Raw genomic sequence first — 26,690 nt, 5'->3', positions numbered from 1 at the left:
CTTAGTGTAAAGCGCATTGAGAGTGAGTGACAGTTTTGCTCGTTTTTAATGGCGTTTTGTCTAAACCTTTAGCCAGCCCAAATAGTAAAGCCCATCAAAGGATGGGCTTTAGTGTATTTCCATTACTCGTTATGAACGGTAACGGAGCAAGCGAAGTTGTGTTTGCGTGCTTTTCTCGTTAAAGAGTTAAGCGGTTTCTGTCACGGCTTTGGTGTCTTTTTCTTTTGATTCGCCGTCAACTAAATCGATGTCGCCTTTGCCTTTAGAAATCTTGATAACGTAGGCTGCGATAGCCAGTGAGCTTACTACACCAATAATGGTCGATAGCTGCATTGGTAGGCCGAAACCAAGCTGACTGTTATTCAGGATAAAGGTGATACATACAGACGTCATAAAGATAGCTGGAACTGTTGTTACCCAGTGCAGCTTGTTGTGACGAAGTAGGTAAGCCGAAGCGGTCCACAGCATCATTACTGCTGTTGATTGGTTAGCGAAACCGAAGTAGCGCCAGATAATTCCGAAATCCACTTGAGTTAAGATGCCACCGATAACGAATAGCGGTAGAGCCATCAGTAGGCGGTTACGCAGTGTCTTCTGTTCCATGTTGAAGTATTCAGCAAGGATAAGACGGCTTGAACGGAACGCAGTGTCACCAGAAGTGATTGGCAGGATAACCACACCTAGGAAAGCAAGGATACCGCCAAATACACCCAGTAGGCCAAATGAAGCACTGTATACCACGTTACCTGGGCCACCGTTTGCTACTGCATCCGCTAGAGATTCAACAGAACCAAAGAACGATAGCGCAAGTGCACACCAGATAAGAGCGATGATGCCTTCACCAATCATTGCGCCGTAAAATACGAAGCGACCGTTCTTCTCATTTTCCATACAACGCGCCATCAGCGGAGACTGAGTAGCGTGGAAGCCAGAGATTGCACCACAAGCGATAGTGATGAATAGAGCAGGCCATAGTGGTAAGTCATTTGGGTTCATGTTGGTGAACATGTCGCTCATCTCAAAGCCGCCCATGATTTGGTGCTCGTCTGAGAAGCCAATCGCAGTGATAAGGCCAACCGACATGAAGATAAGCAGGGCACCGAACAGCGGGTAGAAGCGACCAATGATTTTATCGACAGGGACAACCGTTGCGATGATGTAGTAAGCAAAGATGATCACAACCATAGTGGTCATAGACATTGAGAAGTCTGTTTGATCGTTCACTAGGTTAGTGATCATGCCCGCAGGCGCTGATACGAATACCACACCAACAAGAAGCAACAGAACAATGGCAAAGATGTTCATAAAATGTTTTGCGCCATTGCCTAGGTAACGTCCCGTAATCGTAGGAACTGATGCTCCGCCATTACGAACAGATAGCATTCCAGAGAAGTAATCGTGCACCGCACCCGCGAAGATACAACCTAGGACAATCCAAAGCATTGCTGCCGGGCCGTATAGGGCACCCATGATTGGGCCAAAGATTGGGCCTACACCTGCGATGTTTAGCAACTGAACCAAGTATACTTTTGGTGTCGACATTGGAACGTAGTCCACGCCGTCTTGCTTAGTGATAGCTGGAGTTTGGCGCTTTTCGTTGATACCGAATACTTTTTCGATAAACGCGCCGTAAAGAAAGTAGCCACCAATAAGAGCTGCTACGCAAGTTAGAAACCACATCATAACCTGTTATCCCTGAATTAAATGAGTAAGTCAGGATGCATACTAGAATAGAGTTAGAGAAGCTTCATTCACTTGTCAGGTGAGTGGTCGAATAGCGAGTTAAGTGGTTCTGCTCTCGCTTAAGCGGTTTTGAGCAATCGCTAGCGGTATCTGGTTGAGCGTTAGTGGTGAGCGATGAAAGGTTAGTGGTTATTTCATGGTTTTAATGGCAACCTATCCAAGTTAATAAATTAAGGGACTGAAATGAAAAGAATAACATCGGCTTTTCTGGTATTGGCGGCGCTTTCTGGCTGTAGTGCTAGCGTCCAAGATCTTGCTCAGCAAGGAGATTGGCTAGAAATTGGCTACCGTGATGGTATTAAAGGCCACACTCAGCGTTCTTATAACGAAATGATGGAGCTCGGCACTGTGGATCAGGCGAGTTACGATACTGGTTATCAGCAGGGCGTTGAAGAATACTGTAACCCAGACCACGCTTATCAGATTGGCTTGTCGGGTCAATATTACGAAGGAGTATGCTCTGGTTTTGCGGATGCTCAAAAGTTTCGTATGGAATGGCAACGAGGCTGGGATGAGCACAGTAACTAAAGATTAAAATTAAAATGAGCTTCTGAGTCAGAAGCTCATTTTATTTGGGACAAAGCTATGATGATGGGTTGTTCTCAACCGCTTTACGTAAGAAGCCAGACTGTTTGCTTAGTTGCTGCTTGGCTGCTGTGAGATCAAGATCGGTCAAGATCATTAAGATCGCGAGCTTTACATCATAATCCGTTTGTTTGAGTACTGAGACCGCTTGGTTTTTGCCACAGTCAGTCGCTTGCATCACAATACGAGCGGCTCTTGCCACGAGCTTTTTATTGGTGGCTTTCACGTCGACCATTAAATTCTGATAGCTTTTACCAATACGAATCATACTGGCTGTCGTCAGCATATTCAGTACGAGCTTTTGTGCCGTTCCTGACTTTAAACGAGTGGAGCCTGTCAGTGCTTCTGGACCTACAACTGGGCTGATAGCAATTTTAGCGACATCAGCAATCGGTGAGTCTGGATTACAGGAAAGCGCTACGCTGGTGGCACCAAGTTCATTGGCATATTCTAACGCCCCAATCACATAAGGTGTTCGACCGCTGGCAGCGATGCCGACTAATACGTCGTCTTTGGAAAAGTTAATCGATTTTAGATCTTCTATTCCTAACTCTCGGGAGTCTTCTGCGCCTTCTTTAGCTTTCAAAATGGCCTCAGGCCCTCCAGCAATTAAGCCTATAACCATTTGATCCGATACACCAAAGGTCGGTGGGCATTCAGAGGCGTCTAACACCCCTAAGCGTCCGCTAGTCCCTGCCCCCATATAGATTAATCGCGCACCGCGCTTAAACGCTTCGGTGATCTTATCTACCGCTTGCGCGATTTCAGGGAGCACTTTTTCAACAGCTAAAGGGACTTGTGCATCTTGCTGATTCATACGCTCAACGATCTCTAGTGATGAGAGTAGATCGATGTCCATGGTTTCAGGGTTACGACCTTCAGAGACAAGGTGAGACAAAGCTGAAATAAGAGCGTCGTTGGTCATAGGTATCCTTTGTATTTTTCTATCGTGAAGGATTCTTCTTCGTGATAAAGGTTAATCGGCATAATACACAACACCAAGGGAAGCTGGCTTAGAGGCGCCTGTCACTTCCGGTAAATTGCTAGGCAAGCTATGTATTCTTCTTTGGGCTAACCACGCAAATGCCATGGCTTCCATGTTATCGCTGTCTACGCCTTTATCTGATGTCGAGCATACTTGCCACTTAGGCAGTAGTGAGGCTAGGCGAGACATTAATAATGGGTTTTGGGCACCGCCACCGCAAACGAGTAGTTCCGGCGTTTCTCCCTCGCGATACTGCTCTAACTCATGAGCAATAGTGAGTGCAGTAAACTCACACAATGTACGTTGCACATCGTAAGCGGAAAGGGATGGGTAGTGCGAGAGGATTTGCTCAAGCCAAGGTAGGTTAAATAACTCTCTTCCTGTGCTTTTTGGAGGCAGTTTATCGAAGTAAGTATCGTTGCGTAGGGCTGTTAGTAATGATTGATTAACGTCGCCTTGCTGCGCGAAACGGCCATCGCAGTCATACTTTTCTCCGGTGTGCTTGTGCACCCATGCATCCATTAACATGTTGCCTGGGCCAGTGTCGTAGCCCAGTACTTTTCGATTGGGTCTGAGCACTGAAATATTGGATATCCCACCAACATTTAGCACAACTACGCTAGAGTTCTCTGCGGTAAAAATCGTGTTGTGGAACGCTGGCACTAACGGTGCACCTTGCCCTCCTAACGCCATGTCTTTGCGCCTGAAATCTGCCACAGTAGTGATGCCAGTTCTTGAGGCGATGATGTTGGCATCACCAAGTTGCATGGTGAAAGGATAAGCCCCCACAGGCTGGTGGAAGGCGGTTTGCCCATGACAACCGATAGCGGTGATGTCTGAAGCGTCAGTTTGCGATTTTTGTAGGAGCTGCAGTATCGAATCAGCAAATAGGTGACCTAGTTGATGGTCTAACTCACCGAGTTGCTTGAGGTCGGTTTGCTGGCCAATACATACATCAAGTACTGCTTGTTTGAGTGCTTCAGGCATAGGGAATTCGTCATGAGCCAATAAGCGAAGGTTATTGTCTTCAATGGAGACAAGCGCTGTATCTACGCCGTCCATACTGGTACCGGACATCACTCCGATATAAAGCTCTTTATGATCCATTTCTAAACTCTTCTGCCATGGGGTCAAAAACATTGTAATGCAAATTCAAACGGAATAATCTCGGTAAGCTTATGAAATTTGGTTTGAGTTAAGGATAAATATGGGACCGTTGTGGCTTGATGTAGAAGGGTGTGAACTTAGCGCTGAAGATAAAGAAATTATTGAGCATCCTACCGTTGGTGGTGTGATCCTTTTTGCTCGTAATTATCACGATAGTAAGCAGTTGCTGGCGTTGAATACAGCGATTAGAAAAGCAGCCAAGCGACCTATATTGATCGGTGTGGATCAAGAAGGTGGGCGAGTTCAACGTTTTAGAGAAGGTTTCTCTATCATCCCGGCAGCTCAGGAGTTCGCCAAACACAATAACGGCGAACAACTGGCGGAACAAGCGGGCTGGCTGATGGCGGCTGAGCTTGTTGCCCATGATATCGATTTGAGCTTTGCGCCTGTGCTGGATAAAGGACACGAGTGTAAAGCGATAGGTAGCCGTTCCTTTGGAGAAGATGTTTCTACCATTATTCGTCATAGTTCTGCGTATATGAAAGGCATGAAATCTGTTGGTATGGCGACCACAGGTAAGCACTTTCCAGGGCATGGCGGGGTGATTGCAGATTCGCACTTAGAAACACCATTTGATGACCGTGATGATATTTTTGAAACCGACATGGCGGTATTTAAAGCACAAATTGAATCTGGGGTTTTAGATGCGATGATGCCAGCGCACGTGGTGTATTCACATTATGATAAGCACCCTGCAAGCGGCTCTCAGTATTGGCTGCAAGATGTTTTACGTAAACAACTTGGTTTCAAGGGATTAATATTCTCAGATGATTTAACTATGGAAGGTGCAGCAATTATGGGCGGACCAGCGGAGCGTTCGCATACTGCGTTAGCAGCTGGTTGTGACATGGTATTGGTATGTAACCAACGAGCTGCACAAGTAGAAGTGTTGGATAATCTGCCAATCATGGAAGTTCCAATCGCAGATACTTTGATTAAGCAGCAATCTTTCTCTCTTTCTGAACTGCACACCACAGAGAAGTGGAAACAATCATCAGAAGCAATGAAGCGTTTATTGGATAGTTAAACGTCGCGTGTTTTTTCATCGATAATTTATTTTAAAGAGCCATAATCATTGATTTGGCTCTTTTTTATTGTGGAATATGAATGTTTACATCGCTTTTCTGTGTCAGCTTTCTAATTTTCGTTGATGTAAATCTTTGTTTACAGTAAATGTTTTTCTTTGTTTACACTTGCAATCCTTTTTATTGCTGTTATTTTAGTTTCAAAGATTGATTGGCCCAGATGGAAGTATTGGGTGTAAAAATAAATATACAGGTTGAGTTATGCAGAAAAGTGAATTAAGCAATGTCAATATTATCGACGAACAGGTACTGATTACTCCTGAGGAGCTAAAAGCGAAATTACCATTGAGCGATAACGCTCGTCGCTTTATTCAAGAGTCTCGTCAGACTATTGCCAACATTATTCATAAGAAGGATCACCGCCTATTAGTTGTATGTGGCCCTTGTTCTATCCATGATGTGGAAGCGGCTAAAGAGTACGCGAAGCGTCTAAAGGCACTTTCTGAGCAACTTAGCGACCAACTGTATATTGTCATGCGTGTTTATTTCGAAAAACCTCGTACAACAGTAGGTTGGAAAGGTTTAATCAATGACCCACATCTAGACGGCTCATTCGATATTGAGCATGGCCTGCATGTGGGACGTGAATTGTTAGTAGAACTTGCTGAAATGGAAATTCCACTGGCTACTGAAGCTCTTGATCCAATTAGCCCTCAATACTTAGCCGATACGTTTAGCTGGGCAGCAATTGGTGCTCGTACTACTGAATCACAAACGCACCGTGAAATGGCAAGTGGCCTTTCAATGCCGATTGGTTTTAAAAATGGTACGGATGGCAACTTAGGCACGGCGATTAACGCGATGCAAGCAGCTTCTTCAAGCCACCGTTTTATGGGTATCAGCCGTGAAGGTCAGGTAGCACTACTGACAACGCAAGGTAACCCAAATGGTCATGTAATCTTACGTGGTGGTAAACAAACAAACTACGATTCAGTTTCAGTACATGAATGTGAGCAAGAGCTAGGAAAAACAGGCTTAGATGCGTCACTAATGGTGGACTGTAGCCACGCTAACTCTCGTAAAGATTTCCGTCGTCAGCCATTGGTTGCTGAAGATGTGATTCATCAAATTCGTGAAGGGAATAAGTCAATTATTGGCTTAATGATTGAGAGTCATTTGAACGAAGGTAACCAATCTTCAGATATTCCATTGAATGAAATGAAATACGGCGTTTCAATTACCGACGCGTGTATCAATTGGGACTCAACTGAGGCACTATTGAAGCATGCACACACGGAACTAGTCCCGTTTTTAGAAAATCGCCTAAAGGGCTAGTACTGGCTTAAATAATAGTCAGAGCTTAAAGATTGGTAAGGAAGAAAAATGGCCGTTGAACTGAACGAATTACGCGACCAAATTGATGCAGTCGATAAACAAATGTTGGACTTACTCTCTCAACGCTTAGCGTTAGTAGAGAAAGTCGGTGAAGTAAAAAGTGAACATGGTTTACCTATTTACGCACCAGATCGCGAAGCGGCTATGCTTGCTTCTCGTCGCCAAGAAGCTGAGAAGAAAGGTATCCCACCTCAGCTGATTGAAGATATTTTACGTCGAACAATGCGTGAATCTTATGCAAGCGAAAAAGATTCGGGTTTTAAGTGTTTAAACCCTGAATTACGTTCAGTGGTCATTATTGGTGGTAACGGCCAGCTTGGTGGTTTATTCGGGCGTATGTTTACTCTGTCTGGCTACGAGGTAAAAGTGTTGGGTAGCCAAGACTGGGACCGTGCCGATGAGATTTTAGATAATGCTGGTTTGGTTGTCGTGACTGTGCCAATTAATCTCACGCAGAGTGTGATTGAAAAGCTAGGCAACTTACCATCAGACTGTATCTTATGTGATTTAACATCGATAAAGTCTAAGCCATTACAAGCTATGCTAGACGTTCACCAAGGTCCTGTTGTTGGTCTTCACCCTATGTTTGGCCCAGACGTTCCAAGCCTTGCAAAACAAGTGATTGTCTACAGTGACGGCCGTGGTGAAGAAAGTTACCAATGGTTGTTGAAGCAGTTTGGGATTTGGGGCGCAAGCCTTTGCCAAATGGATGCCAGTGACCATGACCAAGGCATGACGTTGATTCAAGCCCTGCGCCACTTCACTTCTTTCGCTTACGGTTTGCACCTAAGTAAAGAAAACCCGAATATCGATCAATTGCTTAAGCTGAGCTCCCCTATTTACCGATTAGAAATTGCGATGGTGGGTAGGCTGTTTGCTCAAGATCCTAACTTGTACGGCGATATCATTTTATCGTCAGACGAGAATATTGAAATGATTCGCCGATTCCACGCTTGCTTTGGAGAAGCGCTGAAGATTCTCGATGGCAAAGATAAAGCGACATTTGTTGAAAGTTTCAATGAAGTGAGTCACTGGTTTGGTGACTACTCGCAGCAGTTCTTAGATGAAAGTCAGAACCTTTTGAAACAAGCAAATGACGCAATCCACCGTGGGTAATTGAACGAACATAGAATTAAAAAAAGAGCAGCTAAGGCTGCTCTTTTTTGTGCTTTCGAGAAAAGTTTCTAATTCGTGATTGCTAGTTAGTCTCAAGTTCCTGACTGGTATCTTCACTAGAGACGGTTTCAATACTCGAATCTCTATACGGCACGTTGGTCAAATTGATTTGTAGACGAACGACATTATCAATCAATTGAACGAGCGGTCCCCATTTCACCTTTTTCTCTTTTTCGAACACGTAATTAAAATTGTCAGGTGTCCAGTCCATCAAATATTGTGGATTCAAAGAGCGTCCTAAAAAGCGTACTTCATAATGAAGGTGAGGGCCGGTAGAGTTTCCTGAATTACCACAAGTCGCAATTACATCGCCTTTGCTAACAAACTGCCCGCTACGAGCTTTAAATTTTTGTAGGTGTGCGTATGAGCTCATGAAGCCGAATGAATGGCGAAGAGTCATGAAATTGCCGAAGCCTTTTTTACTTGGCCTTACGGTTTCAACAACACCATCCGCGGGTGCGAGAATTTGCTCGCCACGTTTACAAGTTAAGTCGATGCCGGTATGGGTATGGCGCTTACCGGTAATTGGGTTCGTACGGCGACCATAAGAGGACGATATTCTCTGATAAGTCATCGGACTGTCGTTAGGGATTAACCTAAACATCGTCGCTCGTACTGCCGAATCGATCGCGGCTGTATTTATACGCTCTTCTAACGAGGTATCGTTAGTGACTAAGTCCTCACTCGCCAGTCCTAAGACAGATTCGACATCGTAGACACGCTTACCTAGCAGTTGAATTTTGCCTTCTTTTTCATCTAGGGCTTGAGACAGTGAGTGGTTGGTGTCGACTTGCTCTTGGTACAGAGACTCAAGCTCACCATTTTTGCTACTAAGCTGAGCTAAGGTGTGCTGAAACTCGGTTCGAGTTTTCAACATAGCTTGTTCGGCTTGCTGCTTATTATCAAGATGTAAGTAAATCGCACCGCCTAGTAGTAGGGGAGCTGAAACTAAGGTCAAGACGATAGCAGAGACGGACTTTCGGCCAAGGTGAAAGGTTTGCTTCCCTTGGCTCGAGGGAATGGTGATGGAAACTTTTTGGGACATACTAACTAATAAATTGGTGTGACAGATCCGCTGTCTACAGAGTCAAAATTATTCATCACCTAAATCAGATAAATATTCTAGCTCACGATGGAGAAGACTATCGTCACCGACATTGAGTTCAACCAAGCGTTTTAAATGGCTAATACTATCAATATCTAAATGCTCTATTCTCAAGCGCATTGAGGTATTGTTAGTCGAAATAATGGACGCTTCCAATTGAATTTCAATATCACTTTCATTGAGCGTAAAGCCCACGGTGATAGGTAAAGATTCATTAAGCTTTGAGCTGCTATCACATTGCAATAACACACCATGTAAAGACAGGTCTTGAACGAAACTTTCAAGCACAAGATTGCCTTGAGCTACTTTGGCTGGAACCTGATAAAGGATGCGTGAAAAACGCCTTCTTTCTACCATGATTAGTTCTCTCTTATCTATCAATAAGTTAAAGTATGGTGGCTCATAAACTATATAAGGCCGCTGATCATAGCGGCCTTTGGTTTAAATACAAGCAATATTATTTTGCGATGCGCTTGTATTTGATGCGGTGAGGTTCAGCCGCTTGAGCACCAAGAGTTTTTTTCAACCACTCACTGTACTCAGTATAGTTACCTTCGTAGAAGTTAACCTGACCTTCATCACGGTAATCTAGAATATGTGTCGCAATACGGTCTAAGAACCAACGGTCGTGCGAGATAACCATTGCACAGCCTGGGAATTCAAGCAGTGCTTCTTCTAGTGCACGTAGTGTTTCAACGTCTAGGTCATTGGTAGGCTCATCGAGTAGTAATACGTTACCACCTGTTTTTAGCAGCTTAGCTAAGTGAACACGGTTACGCTCACCACCAGACAGCTCGCCGATGATCTTCTGCTGGTCGTTGCCTTTAAAATTGAAGCGAGAGCAGTAAGCACGAGCAGGGATTTCGAAGTTGTTGATCTTAATGATATCAGCGCCTTCAGAGATCTCTTGGAATACTGTTTTCTTGTCGTCCATGCTGTCACGGAACTGATCAACAGACGCTAGTTTAACGGTTTCACCTAACTCAACAGTACCTGAATCTGGTTGTTCTGCGCCGCTTAGCATTTTGAATAGCGTAGATTTACCCGCGCCGTTAGCACCCACGATACCCACGATAGCGCCTTTAGGCATGCTGAACGATAGGTCGTCGATAAGAACGCGATCACCAAATGATTTAGTCAGGTTTTTCACTTCCAGAACTTTATCGCCTAAACGCTCACCTGGTGGGATGAATAGTTCGTTGGTTTCGTTACGCTTCTGGTATTGGCCAGTAGTAAGCTCTTCGAAACGTGCCATACGAGCTTTAGACTTAGCTTGACGGCCTTTCGGATTTTGACGAACCCACTCAAGTTCTTTTTCAATGGTTTTCTGACGAGCACTTTCGCCCGCTTTTTCTTGCTTAAGACGTTCGTCTTTTTGCTCTAGCCAAGAAGTGTAGTTGCCTTCCCATGGGATACCTTCACCACGGTCAAGTTCTAAAATCCAGCCAGCAGCGTTATCTAGGAAATAACGGTCGTGGGTAATTGCCACAACAGTACCACTGTAATCCACAAGGAAGTGCTCAAGCCACGCAACAGATTCTGCATCCAGGTGGTTGGTTGGTTCATCTAGAAGCAGCATGTCTGGCTTTTCTAGAAGCAGGCGACAGATAGCCACGCGGCGACGCTCACCACCCGATAGGTGTTCAATTTTAGCGTCCCATTCAGGAAGGCGAAGTGCATCAGCAGCACGCTCTAATGCGCTTTCTAGGTTATGACCGTCTTTCGCTTGAATCAGCGCTTCCAGTTCACCTTGCTCTTTCGCTAGTGCATCGAAATCTGCACCTTCTTCCGCGTAAGCTGCGTAAACTGCGTCTAGGCGAGTTAATGCGCCAGCAACATCAGACACGGCTTCTTCAACGATTTCACGAACCGTTTTAGATTCATCAAGAACAGGCTCTTGTGGTAGGTAACCTACATTTAGGCCTTGCTGTGCGCGAGCTTCGCCATCAATGTCAGTATCAATACCTGCCATGATACGTAGTAAGGTAGATTTACCTGAACCATTTAGACCTAAAACACCGATTTTAGCGCCAGGAAAAAAGCTAAGAGAAATGTCTTTAAGAATTTGACGTTTAGGTGGCACAGTTTTGCTCACCCGAGACATGGTATATACGTATTCAGCCATTTGCCGATCGTTCCTAATTATTGTTCAAAATTAGCCACTATTTTATACCAATATCGTCAAGTTTGTTACTCCTTGACTAGGAAATCATTGTTGAGCGTTCTAGATTGGAATTACGATAATCGTGCAAAGTTCATAATTTAAAACAAAGGCTGAATCAGAATTGTTAAATTAATAATATTTACATTCAAATCCTTTACATTTGAGTCTAGATTTGTCGTTAATAGTTATCTATACGCATTCAAACACGCACTAAGGAATAGAGCGCATGTTTTCTCAATTGTTAAAGCCCAAAGTCGCCGCAATTACTTCTGCTGTTTTCTCGACTTTGTTCTTCAGCCAAACGGCTACCGCGACTCCTGCATCTGAGCTTGATATGCAGCGAGCGACGTATCAAAAAGCGCAAGACTTGCTAGACGAGAAAAATATAACGGCTTACCAGAAAATCCGTCCAAATATTGCGAGCTATCCATTAACACCCTATACCGATTATCGAGCGTTTTTAGCAGGGTTGTCTGATAAAGAACCGAAAGAAGTTGAAGCTTTTATTGAAGATAACCAAAACTTTCCATTTTCTAATCGCATTCGAGCACCTTACCTGACCACACTTGCGAACCAAAAGCGTTGGGATTTAATTGTAGATTTTCAGAAAGTGGAACCTGTTGGTGAACAGTACCAATGCATTTATTACCGCGCCCACTTAGAGCAAGGAAATCAAGATTTCGCGTATGAAGGGGCGGGTAAACTTTGGTTGAGTGGTAATGGTATCAATGATTACTGTGATCCGCTTTTTGAAAGTTGGGATAAAGCTGGATTACGCACTGACGACTGGATCTTAGAGCGCATGTTACTGGCGTTTGATAATCGTAATGGCAAGTTAATGAGCTATTTGATTAAGCAAGTCAATGCTTCAGAGAAGAAAAAACAGGCTGTGGCGATGAAAGCGCTATATCGTAACCCTGAGTCTGTACTGAATTTTGCGAAGAAACATAGCCCAAGTGATTTTAACCGCTCTCAAACTGAATACGCGTTTGAAAAACTGGCTCGAAAATCGGCTTCACAGGCCCAGTCGAAGTACAGCGCAGTGATGGAAGCGCAAGAGTTCGAGGTTAAGAAACAGCAAGAACTCGCGGAGTACATCGCGTTTCGTTTGATTAACACGAACGATGAGAGGTTAGCGGAATGGCGAGATCAGGTTCTGAATAAGTCTTCAAGGCAAGTGTTGTTAGAGCGACGTATACGCCTTGCCATTCAGTACGCTGATTGGTCTGGTGTGCAACATTGGATTAGTAAGCTTGATGACAAACACCAAGCTTCATTGCGCTGGCAGTACTGGTTAGGGCGAGCTGAGGTCGCGCAAGGTCAATCGAAAGAAGGTTATCAAAGATTACGTTCTCTTACAGGCGAACGTAATTTCTACAGCGTGGCGGCAGCTAAAGAGCTCAAACAATCGGTGCAGTATTCAACGTCAACCTTGAATTTTGAACGTGCCGTTATTGAACCTTATCTCGTAGATTTATTGAGAATCGAAGAGCTTATCTCACTCGATAAGATAGCGGCAGCGAAAAGTGAGTGGCGTTGGTTATTGCGGAGAACGAGCAAACAAGAACAATCGATGTTGGCGGCTTACGCAGCAGAAAAAGGCTGGAACCACTTAACGGTGACCGCCAGCATTACAGCCAAAATGTGGGACAACCTGACGTTGCGCTTCCCTGTCGCTCACGAGTGGTGGTTTAAGTTCTATGCTGAAAAACACGATATCGACCCAATCACATTGATGTCATTGGCGAGGCAAGAAAGTGCTCTAGACAGTGAGGCTCGTTCTCCTGTAGGTGCCCGTGGTATTATGCAAATCATGCCAACCACGGCTAAATACACAGCTAAGAAATACAAGCTTTCTTATCAAGGCAGTGAAGATTTATACCAAGTAGGTAAAAATATCGAAATTGGTAGCCACTATTTGGATGGACTGCTTAACCAATACGATAACAACCGTATCTTCGCTTTTGCTGCTTATAATGCAGGGCCAAACCGAGTGAAGCAGTGGCGTGAAAGGACAGCGGGGAAGTTGGATGCGTACGCTTTTATTGAAGCGATCCCTTTTAAAGAAACCCGTGGTTATGTGCAGAACATTTTAATGTTCGAAACCTATTACCGAGATATTCTAGGGATTGATGGGGCATTCTTAAAAGAACACGAAGTGAAAACTAAATATTAATCGAGCATGTCACTCACCAATACAAACTCACTTTGTATTGGTGGGACGTTCTTAGTGTTAATTTAGACACTTAACGGTGGTTTTCGGTATACAATGCTCAAATAGTTCAGCAGTAAATGTAGGTAACATGACATCACAACCAGAATATAATGATTGGCAGCAGTTAATGGATCTTGTGAAAACTGCAGCGGAAAATGACCAACACGAATTGTTACTGACGATGATGATGACTCCAGATGAGCGGGATGCATTGGTCGCTAGAGTGAATATTTTGTGTGAGCTACTGAAAGGGGACTTATCCCAGCGACAGGTAAGCCAGATGCTTGGTGTCGGTGTAGCGACGATCACCCGAGGTTCAAATGAACTGAAAGCGAAATCCGAGCAAGAAAAAGCGGAAATTGCTAATTTACTTCTGAAATAATATCGAATAAAAACGCTAGCTTCGGCTAGCGTTTTTGTTGAAGCTGCGTTGTTGTTGGTTCAGTAAGGTGAGGGTTACTTTGCGAAGTGCTCTGGGTTTACGAACGGAATGAGTGCAAGAATTAATGCTTGGTGATACACCGAGCTACGCGACAGCTGATTGTGAGTGAGTAATCCAATTGCGCCGCCTTTTTGCTTGATATTGTCAGTACCAAATACTTCATCCATCACGTCACCTAATTCATTCGCATGTTCAAGCTTTGCGAGAACCGCTGGTGGCAACATTAGGCTGGCCGAACGTGATTCACCACGCTGCCCGTCAGATTCAATCACCATCCATGCAAAAGTCACGTTACCTTCAATGCCGGCTTCTAGTCCTACATAAAAGTCAGCATTGGCAATCGCTTGCTGAGCATTCTTAACACGGTTGACCGCCCCTAGATGGGTTTCCTCATTAGACATTGGTTGGTCGGCCACTTCACTGGCTACACTTACGCCTTGAAAGTTAAAAGTGTGTTCAGGAAATGCAGATTGAAAGGCACTCTTTACCGCATTGATTTTTGCCGGGTTTAAGGATGCGATAATTACGGATTTCATTTTAGTTCGTTTTCTCTTTTAATTCTTGGTACCAATTAGCGAGTTCTTCCACCTTCATAGGCTTTCCAAAGTAGTAACCTTGCATGAAGTCGCATTGATAATCAGATAGCCATTGCTGCATTTCTTGGGTTTCAATCCCCTCAGCAGTGACCGATTTATTTTGAGCGTGACACAAGCCAATAATAGGTTTGATGATGTTTTGGTTATCAGTACGGATCAGTGTTTCCAAAAAGCCTTTGTCTAACTTTATTTTTTGCACTGGATACTGAACTAATTGAGTGATTGAAGTATACCCCGAACCAAAGTCATCGATAGCAAGTTTGTACCCCAAACGTGAAAGCTCATTGAGTAACGGGAAACCTTGAGACTCTGTGGCAAAGGTTTCTGTGATTTCAAAATCTATGAGACTTGGTTCAATGTTATTTCTAGTCGCATGATAATCAATGAAATCGGCCAAATGAGTGGTTTCCAACTCAGCAGAAGAGAGGTTAATTGATAAATGAATATCGTGTTCAAATTGAGCCTGCACGTTGTGATAATTTTCAAACGCGGTTTTGATGACCCACTTATCGACTAGCTGGAACAAACCGGTTTGCTCGGCAATAGGAATGAACTCATCAGGAGAGACTATTCCAAGCTGCTTTGAATGCCAACGTAATAACACTTCCACCCCGATGACCTGTTTCCCGGGAGTATCCATGTACGGCATATACACTAGGTGGAATTCATCATCGAAGTTATGCTCTCGTAACGCGCGCTCGATGTTTCCACGGCGTTGAACCACTTTGTCTAAATCGAGTGAGTAGAAAGAGAATTGATTCTTGCCTGCTCGTTTGGCTTGGTACATTGCTGTATCGGCATTAGAAAGCAATTTTTCGATATTATCGCCATCATTCGGATAAGTGGCGATACCGATACTTACCGTGATCGGGAAACTGCCCATCTTCGTTAAGAAGCCATTTTGCAGCGGTTCAATCACGCGTTGAGAAAATTCCTCAGCGGCTTTTTTTGCCTGCTTCGGCGCATGTAAATAAATGGCGAATTCATCCCCAGAAAGACGAGACGGCATGCTGACAGCAAAATGCTGGCTTCGAAAATCTTCACAGACTTTCGCCATATGCTCAGCAAAGCTCACGAGTATGGAGTCGCCAATTTGGTGCCCGTACTTGTCGTTTACAAACTTAAAATTATCTAGGTCTAAATACAGGATCCACACATTGCTGCTGAGGTGTGGTTCAACTAAAACACGTTCAACGTAATTTTGAAATTGGTGACGGTTAGCCAGTTGAGTCAGGTGGTCATTCTCAGCCAGTTTTTTGGTTCGTTGGTAAGTATTGTCCAGCTCTTGATACATATCGTAAAAGCGTTCAGAGAGGTGACCAATCTCATCATTACTCCCGAGCTTTTCAATATTTTTTCGTTTACGCCTTTCAACCAAAAGTAGTTGCTGATTCAAGCGAGTGATGGGGTTGATCACCGTTTTATATAAAAGCGCTAACAACAGTGCCATGGTCAGTAAAGCAGACAGCGCAAACGAAGCACTCAGCTTGTTCCAGATATCGTTGAGTCGGTTATCCAGTAGGAACTGAGCAGGATCAACGGTAGCGTATAAGCTTGGAGCCAATTCAATGGATTGGGTCAGACCGTTGTCGACAAGAATAGGGCTATCCGAGAAAAATAGGCTAGTTTGGTAGTCGTATTCGATTTGTTTGCGCAGTGTGTTGAATTTATCCAGTGATACGGCAATAACCAGAAAAAACACGTCATCTAGCTGATAATTGAGCGGAGCAGAGATAGTGCGTCGGTCTAAAACTTCGTAACGCACGAGCATCCCTTCGCCTTGAGAATTTCTGGTAAAGCTGATGTTGGAAGTATCGAGCGTCTTTTGATATTGGGAACGAATGTGCTTGAGCAGTTTTGGGTCAATCTCGGTTAATGACTCATCGTTATTTTCAGCGTAATAGATGGGCTCTTGTCGCCCGTTCAATAGTGCTAGACCTGTGAAACTACGGTCACCATCTTGGAGTAGTTTAATGGTTTGGTGCAGACTATCGACAAGTTCTAAATCACGGTCAGGGTTTTGTTCGAGTAAAAAGTAGCGCCTGACAATATCGCTTTTAGTCAGAGTATAAGAATAGCTATTGAGAAAGGTTCGAGCTTGTCGAAAGTGTCCTGCCAACTTTTCCATGTTGAGCTGCAAGGCATTGTCTTCACGCTTAATGAAAACACTTTTTTGGTTGGTGTAAATAATATAGCTGGACGCTGCAGCACTACAGAGTATGACCGGTGCTATGAGAAGTAGAATCTTAGTACTTAGCTTCATGATTCCTAACTATATTATTCAAAACAAGCGCGTCAGTTTATAGATGTTTTAGCCAATTCACTATTTTTACTGATAATTTCAATGAGCACGTGTGATGTGAGCCCAGTTTCATTTTTAGAGGCTGGTGTTAGGGCTTGAATATTGATGTGTTTTTAGTGGTTTTTTATGGATTTTGGTTGGTGTATTTGTATGGTGAATTGCTCTCACAGCTCGCGATGAACTGTGAGAGTGTTACACGAATTATTGAAGTTTTACTTGGGTCGCTTTTACGTTCTCGCTTGGATAGCAGCCTAGTACTTTCAAGTGGCGAGTAATCTTAGTGAGCTCAGAAATGGTGCGCTGCATATTATCTGAGTCTAAGTGTGCTTCCAGGTCGACGTAGAACATCTCTTCCCATGGGTTGCCCATGATTGGACGTGACTCTAATTTGGTCATATTGATGTTATGACGCTGAAGTACTAGTAGTGTTTCAACCAATGAGCCAGCCTCTTGAGAGGTGGACATGATCAGCGTTGTTTTCGCTGGGATTTGAGGTGAAACTTCTACTGGCTTACGAGCGACAACGATGAAGCGAGTATGGTTTTCCGTCTGGTTAGCAATGTTGCCTTGGATTGGTTGTAAACCGTAAAGCTTACCGCTAGACGAGTTTCCAATAGCGGCTACATCGTCAGTGCCTAACTCTTTTACTTTTAGCATGGCATCAGCGGTACTCGCGCATGATTCTAACGTCACACCTTTTAATCGACTCAAAAACTCGCTGCATTGTTGGTGCGGTTGAGGGTGTGAATACAGCGTTTTAATATCTTCGATTTTGATGTCATTTTTGGCGACTAAACAATGCTCAATCGGTTGGGTTAACTCGCCGACGATATAGAGCGTGGTGTGCTGCAATAAGTCATAAACTTCATTGATTGAACCTGAGCTTGTATTTTCAATCGGTAACACGCCGTAATCGGCATGGCCAGACTCTACGGTGTTCGCCACTTCTTTAAAGTGTTCGCAGTTTAACTCGATCAACTCTGTATTCTTGCGGCTAAAGTATTCGCGGCTCGCCAGGTGTGAGTATGAACCTTTAGAGCCAAGAAATGCCACGCGAGCCAGTGGTTTACGGCTTTGTGGGTTGGCTAAGTTTTGCAGGTAAGATTGCTGAAGTAATACTGAGTCTTCAATAATGGTATGAAACAACTTAGTGATGTACTGGGCATCCAGTTCGTATTTGTCTTTACCGTTATTGATCAATTTTACGAGAAGCTGTTGTTCACGTGTTGCGTCACGTACCGGTTTGGATGTCTCTACTTTGCTCTTGGCTACTTCAATACTGAGCTTGCGTCGCTCTGAAAGTAAACTGAGTAGTTGATCATCTAATTCGTTTAAGCGAAGGCGAATTTCATCAAGCGAAATTTGGCGGTCAGTCATGAATGTGTCCTTATAAAAAAGCCTCCCTTCTTTGGGAGGCTTTCTGTTCGTTTTTGACTTGTTTTTCTAAAACGACTTAGCCTCCGATTTACGGAAGAAAAAAGAAGTCAAAAATAAACAGATGAGTTGTGTGCATAAAAAGTGATTACTTTATGAATGTTTAAACACAATAAGCAAGCTAGGGTAGAGCGTCAAGCAAAAAAATAGCGCCTCAACGGCGCTATTTTTTAAATCCTTTCTTGTTACTTATTCAGCTTCGGCTTCGAGCTCTTCAATTTCAGGTTTCTCTGCTCGGCGTGCTTCTGGTTTGTGACGAAGTTTGTTTAGCTGTCGCTCTAGTTTCTGTTCAACTTCGTTGACGGCTACGTAAAGGTCGTCATGAACTGATGAAGCCACAAGTTTGCCTTTTGGTACTGTGATTACGGCTTCAAATTTCTTTTTCTTGTTTGGTTCTTCGCTAAAACTTGCTTGGCAGCCAATGATGTCTACTTGCCACTTTTCTAGTTTTTTAAATTTGCTTTCTATGTGCTCACGGATTGCAGAGGTGATGTCGATATTTTTACCAGTGATGTTCATTCTCATAGAAGTTTTCCTCTGTTGTATCCCTCATGGGTTAACTCCAGATTACTGATCAGGCACAAAATAAATGTGATCTAAATCACCTTTGTGTGAGGTGCTAAAGGGAATGAAATCAAATGTGATCTTACGCAAATGTTTGTTCTTTATTGGATAAAATATCTTGTTATCAATGCGTTTTGGGATAAATTGGGAGAAAGGTAAGCGCTAGAAATTATTCATTTTTGGGGCCCTGTGACAACCTTAAAAAAGGTTTGATTATTTCGTAATCATCATCGTTATGTGATTTTGCTTCATGCATAGTGAAAATACTTAGCCTAGCTCTGAATTAGAAAATGCCGCTCTTCTTAGAGCGGCATTTTTAATGGTGGCGATCACTGCGAAATGTGCATCAGTGAGACAGGCTGTTTCGGCAATAATTGGGCGTTCCCTTCTTTGCGAATCTGCTGGATCTTATCGAGTTGTTTATAGATGACATAGTAACGATTGATGTTCGCTACATAGTGCACTGGTTCCCTGCCGATATTTCTTCTCGCAATGACTTCCACATTTTTAAACCAAATATTAGGGTTATAGCCATGTTTAATGGCTAAGCGCCTCATTTTTCGAATCTTGGCAGGGCCAGCATTGTAGGCGGCTAATGAAAAGTAGATTTGGTTATCAATGGAGATTTCTTCATTATCGAAGTACCTGTCCTTTATGAAGCGCATGTACTTTACGCCTGCGTGGATGTTGTTTTCTACTTCGTAGATATTTTTGATGTTAACGTTCGGGTCTTTGGCTGTGCTCGGTAGAACTTGCATTATGCCTACCGCCCCACGGTGAGAGACTTTACTCTGATCAAGCCCTGACTCTTGATAAGCTTGCGCTGAAATCATTAATGAATCGAACTCATATTGATTTGAATATTGGCTGAATAAGGCAGATAAATGCTCAAGCTTTGCAATTTTGCTGGGGTTTAAAGCGCGGCTAAGCCATTTTGTATTCCCCAAGTATTTCCCATAGATAACATTTCCAAGTAGGGTGCCTGTCTTTGCTTTCTTTAAATACTGGTTCACTTCGCTTTTCAGTTTTGGGCTGTTGTGACGCAGCGCCCAAGCAATTTGTCCCGAATCGCGTAATGGAAAATCTCTGTGTACTTGAATGTTGTCTAATACATTGAGCCATAGAGCGGTTTTATGGCTATCGAGGACCGTGGCTTCGATGTAACCTTGGTTGATCATTTCAACGAGCTCATAGTCTTGTAGTGTTTCTTCTATGAACTGAACAAAGACCGGTGGTAAGCCTTTTTCATTGAGCTGTTGGTTGATGTTCTGAATACTTTCAAAATAGCTGGAACTGGCACGAACCCAAATTTCTTTGCCGCTCAATTGTTCGATGGAAGAAATAGGTGGGTGGTTTTTCCCTGTAACGATCAACTCTTGCACGTCTTTAATGACGGGATTACTAAAATCCACGTTTTTTAAGCGCTTCTCTGTGATGGTTAAGTTGGCGACAGCAAGATCACCATAACCGCGTGATAAGGAGGGAAGTAGATCATCTCGTTGTACTGGGATGATCTGAATGTTCATGTATTGGTTTTTTTGTTTGAGTTGTTTTTCAAAGTAATAAAGAAGCTCGGCGATGATCCCTTTGGGGCGGCCTCCTTCAATGTAGTAAAACCCAAGATCGGCAGAAACAAGAACACGTACAATGTTCTTTTTTGTGAGCTCGTCTAAGTCCCCAGTGTAGGGTTCTTTGCTTAAAGGAGAGAGCTCCAAAGCCCCTAATTTAAAGGGAGCGCATATTAATATGCTTAAGATAATAAGTAACTTTTTCACACCCACGTCCATGTTGATGTTTTGTTAATATTATTTTCAGCATATATACATAATGGATGAGTGGCAAGTTGCTGTAGGGTATATGATATGGCTCTAAAATTTGGGAAAAGCTATTAAAAAAGCGCCATTTATCGAAATAAAGGCGCTTTTGAGGATTTTACGAAATTGAGTTTATAGTGGGTTCAATTCAATCAGCTTTTCCGTTCTAGCTACGGCATCTTCAAGGCCTAGCTGCTTATACGCTTCTAATTGAATTTCTAAAGATTTTCGAGCTGCCACCGTGTCTGGGAAAGTTCGTTGCAATTCTTGGCTTCGGTTGACAGCCGCAATCCATGCTTCACGGCGCAGATAAAAATCAGCGGTCGCTAAATCGTAATTTGCTAAACGGTTTTTCAAGGCGAACATGCGTTTTTGCGCATCTTCGGCATATGGGCTGTTAGGGCTGCGCTCTAACAGTTTTTTGAAATCAGCAAATGCGAGTTTTACTGGCTCAGGATCTCGGTCGCTACGATCAATGTTGAAAATGTCGTGCATAAAATTACGGTCTTGTGCCATGTGCGTTAATCCACGCATGTACAGTACCCAATCCAGTTTTTCATGAGTTGGATTTAGGCGCATAAAACGAGAAATGGTTGCTAGGCCAAGAGCTAGGTCGTCATTTTTGTAGTAAGCGTAAATCAGATCGAGCTGTACTTGTTCCGAGTACGCACCAAATGGGTAGCGAGAGTCCAGAGCTTCCAGCTTTTCAATTGCAGTTAACCAACTGCCGCTTTGCAGAGAAAGTTGCGCTTCTGAATACAGCACAGAAGGTGGAACATCAGGAACAATTTCGTCACTGCTTGAACAGCCAACTAAGAGTGTTACGGCTAATAGACCCGATAAAGTAAGGTGTTTCATGTCAGGAGTCGATTCCTTGAATTTAAATATTTCGTAAGCTTCCGTTACTTTCTAACCAGTAACAGATACAATGATGCAATTATTCTATTTTATCCATAGTAATGGGTATTAGTCTCACGGTTTTTAAAAAAGTTCGATATGGCTCAGCAGATCACATTAACAGACACAGTAAAAAGCAGCCAGTTAGGTCAACGTCTAGACCAAGCTGTCGCTGAACTCTTTACCGATTTTTCACGTTCTCGCATTAAAGAATGGCTTCTTGATGGCAAAATCCAAGTGGATGGAGAAGTTATCACTAAACCACGCGTTAAAGTAATGGGCGGTGAAGAAATCGTCTTACAAGCTGAACTGGAAGATGAAGAACGCTGGGAAGCACAAGACATTCCTCTAGATATTATCTATGAAGATGACGACCTTTTGGTAATAAACAAACCACGTGACTTTGTTGTTCACCCTGGTGCTGGTACTCCTGACGGTACGGTATTGAATGCCTTACTGCATCACTACCCTCAGATCGCTGAAGTTCCGCGTGCAGGTATTGTGCACCGTCTTGATAAAGACACCACAGGCTTAATGGTGGTAGCGAAAACCGTACCTGCTCAAACTCGTTTGGTTCGTGCGCTCGCAAAGCGTCGTATTACTCGTGAGTATGAAGCGATCGCAATTGGCAAAATGACGGCTGGTGGCATGATTGAGAAGGCGATTGGTCGTCACTCAACGAAACGTACTTTAATGGCTGTGAATGAGCTGGGTAAACCTGCGATCACTCACTACCGTGTAGCGGAGCATTTCCGTGAACATACGCGTATTCGCTTACGTCTAGAAACTGGCCGTACTCACCAAATTCGTGTCCACATGTCATATCTACAACACCCTCTTCTTGGGGATATTGCATACGGCGGCCGTGCTCGAATCCCTAAAGGTGCTTCTGAAGAGCTGACTCACATGATCCGTTCATTTGATCGTCAAGCTTTGCACGCCGTGATGCTTAAGTTTGTTCACCCTATCTCAGGTGAAGAGATGGAGTTTCATGCGCCGGTTCCTAACGATATGGTCGTTATGGCTGAAGCATTACGAGTTGATGCTCGTGAAAATAAAGAAGACGACATCTAATGCAGATGATCATCCCTAACTGGAATGCACCAAAGAATGTCAAAGCGTTTGCTTCGACGCGTCAAGGTGGCTATTCGTCTCGCCAATACCAAGGTCTAAATCTTGGGGCGCATGTTGGGGATGAGCTTTCTCTTGTTGAGCGAAATAGGCAGTGGTTAGCTGAGCAAGCTTCTATGCCTACCCCCCCAATTTGGTTGAACCAAACCCATTCAACAGCGATAGCGACTTGTAAAACGCCTACTTCAGAAATATTGGATGCTGATGGTGTATTTACTACAGTTTCAGGTGTGGTGTGCTCTGCAATGACGGCTGATTGTTTACCTGTGTTATTAACTAACACTCAGGGGACACAGGTTGCAGCGGTGCATGCTGGTTGGCGAGGACTGGCTGGTGGTATTGTTGAAAATGCTGTTGCTAAGTTTGATGGCGAAGTTCTGGCATGGCTAGGCCCTGCAATTGGCCCAGCTGCGTTTGAAGTTGGCGTCGATGTTTTAGATGCGTTTGTAACGTTTGATAGCAATGCGATTCAAGCCTTTGAAAAAAAACAGGAACAAGGTAAATGGCTTGCCAATATGTCTCAATTGGCGACACAGCGCTTACAAAAAGTAGGGGTCACGCAAGTCTTTGACTCAAACCTTTGCACTTTTGCTGAACCAGATAACTTTTATTCTTATCGCCGCGATGGCGTGACTGGCCGCCAAGCGTCATTTATTTGGATTGAATAGTCCTTTTTCAGTTAAGTAAACTCCAGCTTAACGCTTCTCCCCTTGAAAATGTGTCATACCGTATCCATCTTCTAACCATAAGATAAATATCTATGATTTAGGAAGGTTGGTATGCGTCTCGATCGATTCACTAGTAAGTTTCAAGTTGCGATTTCTGATGCTCAGTCACTCGCACTGGGTCGTGATCATCAATATATAGAACCAGTCCATCTAATGGTGTCATTACTGAACCAAGATGGCAGCGCCATTCGCCCACTATTGACCATGTTAAATATCGACGTGGTACAACTTCGCTCCAAGCTTAGCGAAATGTTAGACCGTGTACCTAAAGTCAGTGGTATTGGTGGTGACGTCCAGCTTTCTAGTGCTATGGGGACGCTTTTTAATTTATGCGATAAAGTGGCTCAAAAGCGTCAAGATACGTATATCTCGTCAGAAATATTCCTCCTTGCAGCCGTTGAAGACAAAGGTGCGCTGGGTAAATTACTCAAAGAGCTTGGCTTGACCGAAGAAAAGCTCTCCAGCGCGATAGAACAGATCCGTGGCGGGCAGAAAGTCGACGACCCAAATGCGGAAGACAAACGTCAAGCACTCGAAAAATTTACGATCGATCTAACTGAGCGAGCCGAACAAGGGAAGTTGGATCCGGTCATTGGCCGTGATGATGAAATCCGCCGAACGATCCAAGTTCTTCAACGTAGAACCAAAAACAACCCTGTAATCATTGGTGAACCAGGTGTGGGTAAAACCGCGATTGTTGAAGGGTTAGCGCAGCGAATTATCAATAATGAAGTGCCTGAAGGCCTAAGAGGACGCCGAGTTCTTTCTCTTGATATGGGAGCACTTGTGGCAGGTGCTAAATATCGAGGTGAATTCGAAGAGCGTTTGAAATCAGTATTGAATGAACTGTCAAAAGAAGAAGGCAATGTCATTCTTTTTATTGATGAGCTTCATACTATGGTTGGTGCTGGTAAAGGTGAAGGCTCGATGGATGCGGGTAACATGCTAAAGCCTGCGCTTGCTCGCGGTGAACTTCACTGCGTGGGCGCTACAACATTAGATGAATTCCGCCAGTATATTGAAAAAGATCCTGCATTGGAGCGTCGTTTTCAGAAAGTTCTAGTAGATGAACCAACGGTTGAAGACACGGTGGCTATTCTACGTGGCCTGAAAGAGCGTTATGAGCTTCACCATCATGTTGAAATTACCGATCCTGCCATTGTGGCCGCGGCGAGCTTATCGCATCGTTATGTATCCGATCGTCAATTACCCGATAAAGCGATTGATTTAATCGATGAAGCGGCATCAAGTATTCGCATGCAAATTGATTCTAAACCAGAGTCACTTGATAAGTTGGAACGCAAAATCATCCAACTAAAAATCGAGCAGCAAGCTTTAACAAATGAAGTTGACGAAGCCAGTGAAAAGCGGCTTAAAACCTTGCAAGAAGAATTGCAGGAAAAAGAACGCGATTTTGCCGAGCTTGAAGAAGTATGGAATGCAGAGAAAGCGTCATTGTCTGGTACGCAACATATTAAGGCTGAGTTAGAGCAAGCTCGAATGGATATGGATTTTGCCCGGCGTGCCGGAGATCTTAATCGCATGTCTGAGCTTCAATATGGACGTATCCCGGAATTAGAGAAGCAACTTGATTTAGCCACTCAGGCGGAAATGCAAGAAATGACTCTGCTACGTAATAAAGTCACGGACGCTGAGATTGCCGAAGTATTATCGAAGCAAACAGGTATTCCGGTATCTAAGATGCTTGAAGCTGAAAAAGATAAGCTCCTAAAAATGGAGTCGGCTTTACACAAGAGGGTCATTGGCCAAGTTGAAGCGGTTGAAGTTGTGTCTAATGCGATTCGTCGTAGCCGAGCAGGTTTATCTGATCCAAATAAGCCGATTGGTTCGTTCCTATTTTTAGGGCCAACTGGGGTGGGTAAAACTGAGCTATGTAAGACATTGGCAAACTTCATGTTTGACAGTGAGGATGCGATGGTTCGTGTGGATATGTCTGAGTTTATGGAAAAACATTCAGTGGCAAGGCTGGTTGGCGCACCTCCTGGTTATGTTGGCTATGAAGAAGGGGGCTACCTAACAGAAGCTGTTCGCCGTAAACCTTATTCAGTAATTTTGTTGGATGAAGTAGAAAAGGCGCACCCTGACGTATTCAACATCTTACTTCAAGTTCTTGATGATGGTCGGTTAACAGATGGTCAAGGTCGAACTGTAGATTTTAGAAATACAGTACTCATCATGACTTCTAACTTAGGGTCAACACGTATCCAGGAAAACTTTAATACGTTAGATTATCAAGGAATAAAAGATGAAGTTATGGATGTCGTGGGTAAGCACTTCAGGCCTGAATTTTTGAATCGAGTGGATGAAAGTGTTGTGTTCCATCCATTAGGGCGCGAGCACATTAAGTCGATTGCTTCAATTCAGCTTGATCGATTAGGTCAACGAATGGAAGAAAATGGATATCAGTTAGATGTGTCTGATAAAGCTCTCGAATTGATTGCTCAAGTTGGTTTTGACCCTGTATTTGGTGCTCGCCCACTGAAGCGAGCGATTCAGCAAAGTGTCGAGAACCCGTTAGCGAAAGCTATTCTTGCCGGAAAGATAAATCCCGAGAAAAAAGTAAAACTGCTAGTTAGTAACGATAAAATTATTGCTCATCAATAGCGGTTGAATAAATGAAGCGGTAAATAGAGTAATTAGTGCTCCATTTACCGCTTTTTTAGTCTATTTGTTTAATACTTGTTCGAACGGGATGGTTTGCACTAATTAAAGGTTGTACTCCACAAGTAAGTGCCTATAATGCGCCACCGTTGTCACGGGAAACCAAACTTATTATGAGTTAGACAACATGACGGTGAGTTAGAAAGTTAACTCTCAGAGAAATAACTAAAAAGTGTTTGACACTAAGTGTTATCTCGCTAGAATGGCCGTCCACTTCGAGAGTCCTAAGCGATTTGATGAAGTAAGCTCTTTAACAATTTAAACCTATCAATCTGTGTGGGCACTCGTTGATGAATATCAAAAATTGATACTTAGGTATCACTTTGGTTTCAATGAGCTGAGTGACCAATCAAGACTTCGGTCTTGGCACAGTCAATTCATTATCGTTCTGTTGGAACGATAATAAGCTTTAAAATTACATTAGTAGTTTTGAAGTCAGTATTCATTGAGCCGACAAAATCTTAAATTGAAGAGTTTGATCATGGCTCAGATTGAACGCTGGCGGCAGGCCTAACACATGCAAGTCGAGCGGAAACGACT

General features: G+C 43.6%; 21 protein-coding genes, 1 rRNA gene and 1 other annotated feature. Of the genes, 10 read left to right on the top strand and 12 right to left on the bottom strand.

The features are described from left to right. Positions 1-186: 186 nt before the first annotated feature. Positions 187-1,683, bottom strand: a complete 1,497-nt coding sequence (locus ELZ11_RS15245) for a carbon starvation CstA family protein (RefSeq protein ID WP_137358287.1) — start codon at positions 1,681-1,683, stop codon at positions 187-189. Positions 1,684-1,926: 243 nt separating this feature from the next. On the opposite strand from ELZ11_RS15245, the gene ELZ11_RS15240 reads away from it, so the two are divergent. Next, on the top strand, positions 1,927-2,271 hold the full coding sequence (locus ELZ11_RS15240) for a DUF2799 domain-containing protein (protein ID WP_137358286.1): 345 nt from the start codon (positions 1,927-1,929) through the stop codon (positions 2,269-2,271). 55 nt (positions 2,272-2,326) lie between these two features. On the opposite strand, the gene murQ is transcribed toward ELZ11_RS15240, so the two are convergent. Together murQ and ELZ11_RS15230 are read right to left on the bottom strand one after the other, a co-directional pair. After that, positions 2,327-3,253, bottom strand: a complete 927-nt coding sequence (murQ, locus tag ELZ11_RS15235; protein ID WP_137358285.1) for an N-acetylmuramic acid 6-phosphate etherase — start codon at positions 3,251-3,253, stop codon at positions 2,327-2,329. Between the two features lie 51 nt (positions 3,254-3,304). Then, a complete protein-coding gene (locus tag ELZ11_RS15230) occupies positions 3,305-4,420 on the bottom strand; it encodes an anhydro-N-acetylmuramic acid kinase (RefSeq protein ID WP_137358284.1) in 1,116 nt (371 codons plus the stop codon). Positions 4,421-4,520: 100 nt separating this feature from the next. On the opposite strand from ELZ11_RS15230, the gene nagZ reads away from it, so the two are divergent. The 3 genes from nagZ to tyrA all read left to right on the top strand — a co-directional run bounded on the left by nagZ (position 4,521) and on the right by tyrA (position 8,016). Next, complete coding sequence (nagZ, locus tag ELZ11_RS15225; protein ID WP_137358283.1) at positions 4,521-5,507, top strand: beta-N-acetylhexosaminidase; 987 nt, start codon at positions 4,521-4,523, stop codon at positions 5,505-5,507. Between the two features lie 259 nt (positions 5,508-5,766). After that, a complete protein-coding gene (locus tag ELZ11_RS15220) occupies positions 5,767-6,840 on the top strand; it encodes a 3-deoxy-7-phosphoheptulonate synthase (protein WP_137358282.1) in 1,074 nt (357 codons plus the stop codon). Between the two features lie 48 nt (positions 6,841-6,888). Further along, a complete protein-coding gene (gene tyrA, locus ELZ11_RS15215) occupies positions 6,889-8,016 on the top strand; it encodes a bifunctional chorismate mutase/prephenate dehydrogenase (protein ID WP_137358281.1) in 1,128 nt (375 codons plus the stop codon). Positions 8,017-8,098: 82 nt separating this feature from the next. Here tyrA and ELZ11_RS15210 read toward each other — a convergent pair whose 3' ends face one another. The 3 genes from ELZ11_RS15210 to ettA form a co-directional block, all read right to left on the bottom strand. Further along, a complete protein-coding gene (locus ELZ11_RS15210) occupies positions 8,099-9,121 on the bottom strand; it encodes a M23 family metallopeptidase (RefSeq protein ID WP_137358280.1) in 1,023 nt (340 codons plus the stop codon). A 48-nt stretch (positions 9,122-9,169) separates the two neighbouring features. Continuing rightward, a complete protein-coding gene (locus ELZ11_RS15205) occupies positions 9,170-9,538 on the bottom strand; it encodes a PilZ domain-containing protein (RefSeq protein WP_137358279.1) in 369 nt (122 codons plus the stop codon). 100 nt (positions 9,539-9,638) lie between these two features. After that, positions 9,639-11,306: an energy-dependent translational throttle protein EttA gene (ettA, locus tag ELZ11_RS15200; protein WP_137358278.1), complete on the bottom strand. Its 1,668-nt coding sequence runs from the start codon at positions 11,304-11,306 to the stop codon at positions 9,639-9,641. 265 nt (positions 11,307-11,571) lie between these two features. On the opposite strand from ettA, the gene ELZ11_RS15195 reads away from it, so the two are divergent. Continuing rightward, positions 11,572-13,521 (top strand): transglycosylase SLT domain-containing protein, encoded by a 1,950-nt coding sequence (locus ELZ11_RS15195; protein WP_137358277.1) that lies wholly within the window; start codon positions 11,572-11,574, stop codon positions 13,519-13,521. Between the two features lie 127 nt (positions 13,522-13,648). After that, positions 13,649-13,942, top strand: a complete 294-nt coding sequence (gene trpR, locus ELZ11_RS15190) for a trp operon repressor (protein ID WP_137358276.1) — start codon at positions 13,649-13,651, stop codon at positions 13,940-13,942. A 74-nt stretch (positions 13,943-14,016) separates the two neighbouring features. On the opposite strand, the gene yjjX is transcribed toward trpR, so the two are convergent. The 6 genes from yjjX to bamD form a co-directional block, all read right to left on the bottom strand. Then, on the bottom strand, positions 14,017-14,538 hold the full coding sequence (gene yjjX, locus ELZ11_RS15185) for an inosine/xanthosine triphosphatase (RefSeq protein ID WP_137358275.1): 522 nt from the start codon (positions 14,536-14,538) through the stop codon (positions 14,017-14,019). Position 14,539: 1 nt separating this feature from the next. Next, a complete protein-coding gene (locus tag ELZ11_RS15180; RefSeq protein ID WP_137358274.1) occupies positions 14,540-16,861 on the bottom strand; it encodes an EAL domain-containing protein in 2,322 nt (773 codons plus the stop codon). A gap of 240 nt (positions 16,862-17,101) precedes the next feature. Next, positions 17,102-18,277: a prephenate dehydratase gene (pheA, locus tag ELZ11_RS15175; protein WP_137358273.1), complete on the bottom strand. Its 1,176-nt coding sequence runs from the start codon at positions 18,275-18,277 to the stop codon at positions 17,102-17,104. A gap of 12 nt (positions 18,278-18,289) precedes the next feature. Then, positions 18,290-18,411: a sequence feature (Phe leader region), on the bottom strand. A 112-nt stretch (positions 18,412-18,523) separates the two neighbouring features. Further along, on the bottom strand, positions 18,524-18,859 hold the full coding sequence (gene hpf, locus ELZ11_RS15170; protein WP_137358272.1) for a ribosome hibernation-promoting factor, HPF/YfiA family: 336 nt from the start codon (positions 18,857-18,859) through the stop codon (positions 18,524-18,526). 368 nt (positions 18,860-19,227) lie between these two features. Further along, positions 19,228-20,685 (bottom strand): MltF family protein, encoded by a 1,458-nt coding sequence (locus tag ELZ11_RS15165; RefSeq protein WP_137358271.1) that lies wholly within the window; start codon positions 20,683-20,685, stop codon positions 19,228-19,230. A 159-nt stretch (positions 20,686-20,844) separates the two neighbouring features. Next, complete coding sequence (gene bamD / locus ELZ11_RS15160) at positions 20,845-21,570, bottom strand: outer membrane protein assembly factor BamD (RefSeq protein WP_137358270.1); 726 nt, start codon at positions 21,568-21,570, stop codon at positions 20,845-20,847. Positions 21,571-21,708: 138 nt separating this feature from the next. Here bamD and rluD point away from each other — a divergent pair, with 138 nt between their 5' ends. The 4 genes from rluD to ELZ11_RS15140 form a co-directional block, all read left to right on the top strand. After that, the gene (gene rluD / locus ELZ11_RS15155) at positions 21,709-22,683 is read left to right on the top strand and encodes a 23S rRNA pseudouridine(1911/1915/1917) synthase RluD (RefSeq protein ID WP_137358269.1); all 975 of its coding nucleotides are present in this window, start codon (positions 21,709-21,711) and stop codon (positions 22,681-22,683) included. Next, positions 22,683-23,408 (top strand): peptidoglycan editing factor PgeF, encoded by a 726-nt coding sequence (pgeF, locus tag ELZ11_RS15150; RefSeq protein ID WP_137358268.1) that lies wholly within the window; start codon positions 22,683-22,685, stop codon positions 23,406-23,408. The genes rluD and pgeF overlap by 1 nt, the downstream gene beginning before the upstream one ends. Before the next feature lie 111 nt (positions 23,409-23,519). Next, entirely contained in the window at positions 23,520-26,093 is a 2,574-nt protein-coding gene (gene clpB, locus ELZ11_RS15145) for an ATP-dependent chaperone ClpB (protein WP_137358267.1), read from the top strand. 520 nt (positions 26,094-26,613) lie between these two features. Beyond that, positions 26,614-26,690, top strand: a 16S ribosomal RNA gene (locus ELZ11_RS15140); the annotation flags it as partial.

Origin of the sequence: Vibrio profundi (genome assembly GCF_005281835.1) — a bacterium.
Taxonomy (GTDB): Bacteria; Pseudomonadota; Gammaproteobacteria; order Enterobacterales; family Vibrionaceae; genus Vibrio; species Vibrio profundi.
This window is presented reverse-complemented; position numbering and strand designations above follow the sequence as displayed.

Coding starts and splice junctions, on each gene's coding strand:
- ELZ11_RS15220 (WP_137358282.1), top strand. CDS start 5,767: ATGCAGAAAAGTGAATTAAGCAATGTCAATATTATCGACGAACAGGTA.
- ELZ11_RS15210 (WP_137358280.1), bottom strand. CDS start 9,121: ATGTCCCAAAAAGTTTCCATCACCATTCCCTCGAGCCAAGGGAAGCAA.
- hpf (WP_137358272.1), bottom strand. CDS start 18,859: ATGAGAATGAACATCACTGGTAAAAATATCGACATCACCTCTGCAATC.
- ELZ11_RS15180 (WP_137358274.1), bottom strand. CDS start 16,861: ATGAAGCTAAGTACTAAGATTCTACTTCTCATAGCACCGGTCATACTC.
- yjjX (WP_137358275.1), bottom strand. CDS start 14,538: ATGAAATCCGTAATTATCGCATCCTTAAACCCGGCAAAAATCAATGCG.
- rluD (WP_137358269.1), top strand. CDS start 21,709: ATGGCTCAGCAGATCACATTAACAGACACAGTAAAAAGCAGCCAGTTA.
- trpR (WP_137358276.1), top strand. CDS start 13,649: ATGACATCACAACCAGAATATAATGATTGGCAGCAGTTAATGGATCTT.
- ELZ11_RS15205 (WP_137358279.1), bottom strand. CDS start 9,538: ATGGTAGAAAGAAGGCGTTTTTCACGCATCCTTTATCAGGTTCCAGCC.
- ELZ11_RS15165 (WP_137358271.1), bottom strand. CDS start 20,685: ATGGACGTGGGTGTGAAAAAGTTACTTATTATCTTAAGCATATTAATA.
- clpB (WP_137358267.1), top strand. CDS start 23,520: ATGCGTCTCGATCGATTCACTAGTAAGTTTCAAGTTGCGATTTCTGAT.
- tyrA (WP_137358281.1), top strand. CDS start 6,889: ATGGCCGTTGAACTGAACGAATTACGCGACCAAATTGATGCAGTCGAT.
- murQ (WP_137358285.1), bottom strand. CDS start 3,253: ATGACCAACGACGCTCTTATTTCAGCTTTGTCTCACCTTGTCTCTGAA.
- ELZ11_RS15195 (WP_137358277.1), top strand. CDS start 11,572: ATGTTTTCTCAATTGTTAAAGCCCAAAGTCGCCGCAATTACTTCTGCT.
- ELZ11_RS15230 (WP_137358284.1), bottom strand. CDS start 4,420: ATGGATCATAAAGAGCTTTATATCGGAGTGATGTCCGGTACCAGTATG.
- nagZ (WP_137358283.1), top strand. CDS start 4,521: ATGGGACCGTTGTGGCTTGATGTAGAAGGGTGTGAACTTAGCGCTGAA.
- pheA (WP_137358273.1), bottom strand. CDS start 18,277: ATGACTGACCGCCAAATTTCGCTTGATGAAATTCGCCTTCGCTTAAAC.
- bamD (WP_137358270.1), bottom strand. CDS start 21,570: ATGAAACACCTTACTTTATCGGGTCTATTAGCCGTAACACTCTTAGTT.
- pgeF (WP_137358268.1), top strand. CDS start 22,683: ATGCAGATGATCATCCCTAACTGGAATGCACCAAAGAATGTCAAAGCG.
- ELZ11_RS15245 (WP_137358287.1), bottom strand. CDS start 1,683: ATGATGTGGTTTCTAACTTGCGTAGCAGCTCTTATTGGTGGCTACTTT.
- ettA (WP_137358278.1), bottom strand. CDS start 11,306: ATGGCTGAATACGTATATACCATGTCTCGGGTGAGCAAAACTGTGCCA.
- ELZ11_RS15240 (WP_137358286.1), top strand. CDS start 1,927: ATGAAAAGAATAACATCGGCTTTTCTGGTATTGGCGGCGCTTTCTGGC.